Genomic DNA, 7,719 nt, shown 5'->3' with positions numbered 1-7,719 from the left:
GACGCCAACAACAGGCTCGGACCAGCCACTACAAGAGACGAGGCCACCGCCCAAGAGCTGAGGCCTCGTCACGGTAAGCACCGTTGCAGTACTAGCGGGCGCCGTAGTGGTAGAGGCCGGTGGGGTCCTGGTAGCCGCCGGCGAAGCGGAACGGCTGGGGGACGGTTTCGTCGGTTGCAGCGGTGCGGGTGACGCCGCGGGGGGCTGCAGCCCTCCCTTTCGACGTGCATCGGAAGGGGGATGACGGGTCAAGCACTGCGGCACAGCTTTTGAGTCCTGCAAAATCGCCGCAAACACGGAGGTTCACGGTGTCGGCCCATCGGCGTTGCTGACGGGCCGACACAGGAGAAGCTGTCGGCGCCCAGAATCAGCGTTGACGGTTACGCCAGTATGCCACCAGGGCAAATACTCCAGCGATGATGCAGACCGCCACAAAAGCCCAGATCCCCCAGGCGGGAAGCTTCATCGGGTGAGAGCTCACCGCTGCCATTAGGTGCGAGATCTTTACCACGTATACTCTCCCGTCACACTACACTCCGGGTCACTGTGGTATTCAGTGCCGGCTCCGACGCTCACGTCGCCAGAGTTCGATAGGGAAACAGTGCCACTCCCAGCACCACACTCACCATTCACCGAGAACCCGCTCCCTGCATCCGCGGAACTCGTCTCCAACCCACCATTGACGCTCGGAGAACCCACTCCAGTCCCGAGGGAAGCATGGAGACTGCCATCCGAATTACGTGTCAATCCTCCGGATACACAGGCTACGTAACAGCCTTCAACGGTGGCTTTCCAGGACGTGCCGGAGGCATCGATGCGGTTGACGAGGTCACCCGCTGCGTAGAGGTAGGGGTTCTTCTCCTGGCCGGAGGGGTCGGGTTGGGTGAAGCGGCCGATGTTGGGGTCGTAGTAGCGGGCGCCGAGGTGGTAGAGGCCGGTGGGGTCCTGGTAGCCGCCGGCGAACCGGAACGGCTGGGCGACGGTTTCGTCGGTTGCAGCGGTGCGGGTGACGCCGCGGGGGCTGTAGCTGTAGGTGTCGACCTTCTTGCCGCTCTCGTCGGCCAGGCCGATGACCGAGCCGAGCGCGTCGGTGAGGTAGTAGTAGGTCTTCCCCCCGGTGTTCATGGAGTTGAGCGTGCCCCCGGGTTCGCGGATGAATCCCTGGTCGACGCCGTCTGTGGTCTGGCCGGCGATGCCGAGGGGTCCGTTGTGGAAGACAGTGTTGCCGAACTTGGTGCGTTCGCTTGCGTCGGTGGAGGCGTACTGGCCGCGGTAGGTCGTCCCGCCCACGGTGACAGTCAGCAGTTGCTTGAAGTCGGTGTAGGTCTCGCCGGTGCGGGTGCCGGCTGGGGTGGAGGCGGCGGCGGTCTCGTTGCCCGCGAGGTCGTAGGACCAGTTGTCGGAGGTGCCGTTCTTGGCGGTGATCTGCGAGGCGTCGTTGACGTCGTAGGTGGTGCCGCGGGGGCAGCCTTCGGTGATGCCCTGGGAGGTGAGGTTGCCGGCCGGGTCGTAGCAGTACTGCCAGGACTCCTTGGTGTCGCCGTCCTTGGCCTCGCCTGCGTAGGAGAAGCGGCCGGCACTGTCGTAGGTGTAGGTGGGGCCTTGACCCCGGATGTTGGACACACGAGACACTGGATCCTAAGGATCTGAGAACGGACATCTCGTGGTCATGAAGAACTACCCGCCGCAGTTCAAGGTGGACGCGGTCGCGCTGTACGAGTCGCGGCCCGAAGCGACGATCAGGTCGGTCGCAGCCGACCCGGGGATCAACCCGGAGACCCTGCGGAACTGGGTTCAGGCAGCCGGGGTGAGCCGCCCCCGGGGCCGCCGGGCGGAGGCGCCGTCTCAGCCACCGGCTCCGTTGGAGACGGAGAACGCCGCCTTGCGCAAGAAGATCCGCGAGCTGGAGGAGGAACGCGAGATCCTGCGCAAAGCGGCGAAGTATTTCGCCGGGGAGACGCGCTGGTGAACCGCTTCCAGTGCGTCGCCGACCTCCAGCACCGTTACGGCGTGAAGCGGCTGTGCAGCGTCCTCGGCTCAGCCGCTCGAGCTTCTACTACTGGCGCCGGACGGCGGCGGACCGGGCCGCCCGGCAGGTGACCGACGCCCGCCTGGCCGCCCGGATACGGGCGGTGCACCTCGAGTCGGACGGCACCTACGGAGTCCCGAGGATCACCGCCGAGCTCCGGGAGACCGGCGGTGAGGCGGTCAACCACAAACGGGTCGCCAGGATCATGCGAGCGTCCGGGATCGAAGGGGTCCGCCTTCGTCGCCGGCATCGCACCACCATCCCCGACCCGGCCGCTGCCAAGGCCCCGGACCTGATCGGCCGCAACTTCACCGCGGACAAGCCGAACACGAAGTACGTCGGCGACATCACCTACCTGCCCACCGAGGGCGGGAAGTTCTGCTACCTGGCGACCGTCATCGACCTCGCCTCGCGCCGTCTGGCCGGCTGGGCGATCGCCGACCACATGCGCGCGGACCTCGTCGCCGACGCCCTGGCCGCGGCGATCCGAACCCGCGGCAGCCTCACCGGATCGATCATGCACACCGACCACGAAGCCCAGTACACCAGCAGACCCTTCGCCGAAGCCCGCAGGTCAGCCGAGGTGCGGCGGAGCATGAGTGCGGTCGGGTCCAGCGCGGACAACGCACTCGCCGAGTCCTTCAACGCGACCTTCAAACGCGAAACCCTGCAAGGACGAAAGACCTGGCCAGACGAGCGTGAGGCGCGACTCGACGCCTTCCGATGGTTCCACCGCTACAACACCCGACGCCGACACTCCCACCTCGGACAACGAGCACCGATCGCCTTCGAGAACGCCCTCCACCACACACCAACTACGCTGCCACAAGCCGCATAACCCGTGTCCAGGATTCGGGGTCAAGGCCCGATGATCGAGGCCAAGGCTCGTGGTCGAAGCCACCGTCGCTTGTGACCTGCTTACGCGGGTGTACCCGGGAGGTGGCGAGCCATCAGGGCCCGCCACCCCAACCGGCCGAGGTGGCTATCCGCGCCGATTTGCTCTGGTGAAACCGATCCCGGCGCCGACTACGAGAAGTACGGGGAGTGGCGCCAACCACGCCTCACGTACCGACGAGCCTGTCAGTGTCATCACTGTCCCCGACAACAGGTAGAGGACGAGGAAAGCGCCGACGAGCGTAGCCCAGGGCCTCTTTCGGGTGCGGTCCTCGAAATTTTCCACTTTACGGCCGATGCCCATTCCTCGCTCCTTCTTGCAGTGCCCACTGTCCGAACGGCTACGAGAGCCAGGTCTCAATGTCCTTGCTGGTCAGCGTACCGGCAGCAAAACATCCCGCCGTCGAGAGGAATCCTGACTCCGGGCCCGTAGCGGCTTCGCATACTGCACCGACCACGTAGCCACCTGCGAGGCTGGCCGCCCCACGGGCGGCGGCCACGACATCTCCGGATGTGAGATCGTCACCGATGTCCCAGAGAGATTTACCGTTCTCCAGTTTCCCGATGATTCCGTCCAGCCCGGACAGAGAGAGGCTGCCGTTGGGGTCGATGCGGTTGACGGGGTCGCCTTCGGCGTAGAGGTAGGGGTTCTTCTCTTGGCCGGAGGGGTCGGGTTGGGTGAAGCGGCCGATGTTGGGGTCGTAGTAGCGGGCGCCGAGGTGGTAGAGGCCGGTGGGGTCCTGGTAGCCGCCGGCGAAGCGGAACGGCTGGGGGACGGTTTCGTCGGTAGCGGTGCGGGTGACGCCGGTGCGGCGGTGTTCATGCGGACTCGATTGTCTCTCAGCGCGGCCTCACCTCAGAGGTGGGAGAGGGCGTAAAACAGCCCACCGAGCGCTATAGCGCCACCGACTGCCGCGAAGACGAAGCGGTTCCAAACGCGCATTCCCTTCGCTCCAGGCGACCCGAACATTCTTTGCCGACTGGCAGTTGAGGCCTCACTGAATCTTCCGGAGAATATAACAAAGCACGCACCGAACACGAAGAGGAAAAATCCGACGCATACACCCACAACAGCCCTCCCTGGCAAGCCGGCTGCTCGACGAGCAGGTAACCATTGCGGGGGCGGCTGAAAATACAGCCGCCCCACCTACATCACTTCACCGTTTCCTGCGGCACCACAAAGCGCACCAACAGGACAATTCCTACCAGCACGGCCACCGGGATGAACGCGTATGGGAACCATGCAGGGCCGTCGGGACGCCTGTCCTGCGACAGAAAAATCGAGGTGTCCATGAAATACTCCAACGAAACTTACGCCACTACCTCGCATTCCTTGACTTTGCCGCCGCCCTCTGCTCCTACATATTGCTTATCCGTCCCCCCTCAGGACACCATCTAGACCCCGGGGTGCGCCTTAGATCGCTGGTGCGCCGTGCGCCTCCACCGCTTTCCGTTGACGGCACCACGCCAGCCGATGACGATGAAGGCACCGAGGAAGAACCAAGGGCGCGCCTGCGCCGGTCCCCGCATCAGTGAATCGAAAAGGAATCCACTCAAGGCCAGAAGCACTGCTGTTAGGTAGCACCAGAAAGCGAGACGCGCACCTCGCGTTCCCTTTTCCGACAGGGGCAGGTTTTCTTCATCAGCCGACACGCCGTCCCACTTCCCCAATCAGTCCTCGACTCTCTGACCCAGGTTGAACTACCTCCCCTTCCCACCCTTTCCCTTTGCGACGCTTGAAGCGATGCCCAACATCACCATGGATCCCAGACCCATGAATGCCAGCACTAGTAGAATAACCCTGTCGACACCTGCCGACATGAAACCTTGCACAAAGGCGAGGACTGTGACGATGGCAATAATCGCCACGAATACCCTTATCTTGATCTTGCCGCTCAAATCTTCCTCTCCCGACCCGCATTGGCTCTGGGTGGCACACCTGACAGGCCTGCCACCCAGAGCAGTCGAAACTATGCTCCGTTTATCCGTAGCTGATCACGTCGCCGCCTTCGTAGCCGATGTAACCGCCTACCGCACAGCTTCCGACCACCGCTCCTGCCGTCCCCAGGGGCCCGGCGACACTGGCAAGCTCAATTACTCCTGGTTTCCCCCGCTGCACCGATGCCGCCCACGCAACCCGTTGCCACTCCGAAGATGTCTCCTGCTACGTCGAACCAAGACAACCCACCGGGATCGATGCGGTTGACGGGGTCGCCTTCGGCGTAGAGGTAGGGGTTCTTCTCCTGGCCGGAGGGGTCGGGTTGGGTGAAGCGGCCGATGTTGGGGTCGTAGTAGCGGGCGCCGTAGTGGTAGAGGCCGGTGGGGTCCTGGTAGCCGCCGGCGAAGCGGAACGGTTGGGTGACGGTTTCGTCGGTTGCAGTGGTGCGGGTGACGCCGCGGGGGCTGTAGCTGTAGGTGTCGACCTTCTTGCCGCTCTCGTCGGCCAGGCCGATGACCGAGCCGAGCGCGTCGGTGAGGTAGTAGTAGGTCTTCCCCCCGGTGTTCATGGAGTTGAGCGTGCCCCCGGGTTCGCGGATGAATCCCTGGTCGACGCCGTCTGTGGTCTGGCCGGCGATGCCGAGGGGTCCGTTGTGGAAGACGGTGTCGCCCAGGCGGGTGCGTTCGCTTGCGTCGGTGGAGCCATAGGTGGCCTGGTAGTGGGTGCCGGCAACGGTGAGTGCGGCGAGCTGGTTGAAGTCGGTGTAGTTCTCGTCGGTGCGTGTGCCGGCCGGGGTGGAGGCGGCGGCGGTCTCGTTGCCCGCAAGGTCGTAGGACCAGTTGTCGGAGGTGCCGTTCTTGGCGGTGATCTGTGAGGCGTCGTTGACGTCGTAAGTGGTGCCGCGGGGGCAGCCTTGGGTGACGCCCTGGGAGGTGAGGTTGCCGGCCGGGTCGTAGCAGTACTGCCAGGACTCGTTCGTGGTGCCGTCCTTGGCCTCATCGGCGTAGGAGAAGCGGCCGGCGCTGTCGTAGGTGTAGGTGGTCTTGTAGCCGGATGTGTTGTCGGTGACGGTGCGGATCTTGGTGCCGTCGGTGGCGCTGTCGGGGCCGTAGCCGTAGTTGTAGGTCAGGTTGACCAGGGTGCCTTGGGGAGAGGTGGTCTTGATGGTTTTGGGGCGGCTGGAGTCGTCGAGGTCGACGTGCTGGACGGTTCCGCCGGGGTATTTGGTGTCGGTGCGTTTGTCGTTGTTGTACTCGTAGGTGGTGGTCTTGCCGGAGGGATCTTTCAGGTCGGTGAGGCGGTTGGCGGCGTCCCAGGTGTAGTCGGTGAGGCCGACGGGGTCGGTGTAGGTGTCGACGTTGCCGTCGGGGGTGTAGGCCAGGATGGTCTAGGAGCCGTCTTGAAGGGTGCGGATGGTCTCCCGGCCCAGGGCGTCGAACTGGTAGGTGACGGTGCCGGAGGCGTCGGTGCGGATGCGGAGGTTGCCGTCGCCGTCGTTCGCCGATCTCACCGAGCGCTGGTTGCCTCTCGTGGGAAGTGCCGGGCATCGGCTGGCAGGTCATGTGCTGCGCCACAGAGCGGTGTCGGCCAGATGGTGCAGCGCCGTGCGGGCGTGTGGTGTGATCGGCGCCGCGTCCAGTGCCTGCAGGGACTGCTGGTGGCATTCGGCGATCATCGCTTCGACTGCGTTGACGGCGCCTGTCTCGACCAGGATACGGCGCACACGAGTGGCGCCCTCTTCATCGAGACCGCGCTGGCCGACGAGGTGGTCAAGAAGTGCACGCTGGCGTGTGGTGGCGCGCTCACGTGCGGTGGCCAGCAGTACCGTGGGCTTGGCGTCTCGCAGATCCTCCAGCACCGACTTGCCGGTCTGCCGGAGGTCGCCGAAGACCCCGAGCAGGTCATCACGCAGTTGGAAGGACTCTCCGACTGGCAGGGCGTACGCGCTCAGCGCCGACTGCAGTTCCTCGCCAGCTCCGGCCAGGGCCGCTCCCACGTGCAGAGGCCGCTCGAAGGTGTACTTCGCCGTCTTGTAGCGCGCCACCTGCAGTGCCACCTCCACTCCGGCGTCAGGCCGCCCGGTGGCGGTGAGGTCGAGGTATTGCCCGCAGACGATCTCCGTGCGCATCACGTCGATGAGCGGGAGAACCGCGGTCAGCTGCGCCGGCCGCAGACCAGCGGTGTGCAGGAGTTCGTCCGACCAGGCCAGGGCCAGGTCTCCGGCGAGGATTGCGGCACCGATTCCCACCCGCCCGGGTGCGGGCCCGCCGGCTGCCGCGTGGTGAAGTGCCATGGTCCGGTGCACGCTCGGGTGGCCGCGGCGCATGGCACTGTCGTCCATGACGTCGTCGTGGATGAGCGCGAAGGCGTGGAACAGTTCCAAGGCAGCAGCTGTTTTCAGCACTGGCATGGGCATGTCCCGCCTCGGCTGTGCGGCCTGCCAGCCCAGGACACTCAGGACGGGACGAAGCCGCTTACCGCCGCGAGTCACGAATTCCCGCACGCAGCGCACGAGTTGATGATGCGGCGCCTGGCCCAGTGTGCGCATCCGAGCGTCGAGGAAGTCGGTCAGTGCCTCCTCGATCCGTGATCGCACGGTGTCCAGATCGGTTTCCTGTGCGGCTGAGGGAACCGCTGTACTTGCCATGTCCCACCTCCCCATGGACGAGACGGTTGCCCACTGCCGTTCCTACTGATCGCCCCCCGGACGGGATGCCGGACGAGGCCCGGGCTTCGGGCTTGGCCTCGTCCGCCCGGGCGCCCCTAGTACTGCAACGGTGCTTACCGTGACGGTTGTTGGGTTCACTCGTTGGACCGTTCATGGGTGGGGATATATCCGAGGTCGATGCTCGTCGCT

The 7,719-nt window shown here is 65.0% G+C and carries 4 protein-coding genes and 3 pseudogenes; 1 reads left to right on the top strand and 6 read right to left on the bottom strand.

The genetic code is table 11. The features are described from left to right. Positions 1-504 precede the first annotated feature (504 nt). The gene (locus ACFV3R_RS34365; protein WP_385591437.1) at positions 505-1,623 is read right to left on the bottom strand and encodes an RHS repeat-associated core domain-containing protein; all 1,119 of its coding nucleotides are present in this window, start codon (positions 1,621-1,623) and stop codon (positions 505-507) included. A gap of 40 nt (positions 1,624-1,663) precedes the next feature. On the opposite strand from ACFV3R_RS34365, the pseudogene ACFV3R_RS34360 reads away from it, so the two are divergent. Continuing rightward, positions 1,664-2,867, top strand: a pseudogene (locus tag ACFV3R_RS34360) (IS3 family transposase). A 397-nt stretch (positions 2,868-3,264) separates the two neighbouring features. Here the strand turns inward: ACFV3R_RS34360 and ACFV3R_RS34355 are convergent. The 5 genes and pseudogenes from ACFV3R_RS34355 to ACFV3R_RS34335 form a co-directional block, all read right to left on the bottom strand. Further along, a pseudogene (locus tag ACFV3R_RS34355) lies at positions 3,265-3,711 on the bottom strand (RHS repeat-associated core domain-containing protein); the annotation flags it as partial. 364 nt (positions 3,712-4,075) lie between these two features. Then, positions 4,076-4,216, bottom strand: coding sequence for a hypothetical protein (locus tag ACFV3R_RS34350; RefSeq protein WP_385591435.1), 141 nt, complete (start codon positions 4,214-4,216; stop codon positions 4,076-4,078). A 408-nt stretch (positions 4,217-4,624) separates the two neighbouring features. Beyond that, positions 4,625-4,822 (bottom strand): hypothetical protein, encoded by a 198-nt coding sequence (locus tag ACFV3R_RS34345; protein WP_385591433.1) that lies wholly within the window; start codon positions 4,820-4,822, stop codon positions 4,625-4,627. Between the two features lie 82 nt (positions 4,823-4,904). Continuing rightward, a pseudogene (locus tag ACFV3R_RS34340) lies at positions 4,905-6,381 on the bottom strand (RHS repeat-associated core domain-containing protein); the annotation flags it as partial. A gap of 39 nt (positions 6,382-6,420) precedes the next feature. Then, complete coding sequence (locus tag ACFV3R_RS34335) at positions 6,421-7,509, bottom strand: polyprenyl synthetase family protein (RefSeq protein ID WP_385591431.1); 1,089 nt, start codon at positions 7,507-7,509, stop codon at positions 6,421-6,423. Positions 7,510-7,719: the final 210 nt, after the last annotated feature.

This window comes from Streptomyces sp. NPDC059740, assembly GCF_042733155.1.
In the GTDB taxonomy this organism is placed as follows: domain Bacteria; phylum Actinomycetota; class Actinomycetes; order Streptomycetales; family Streptomycetaceae; genus Streptomyces.
The sequence above is the reverse complement of the archived record's forward strand: the minus strand, read 5'-3'. Positions and strand labels throughout refer to the sequence as shown.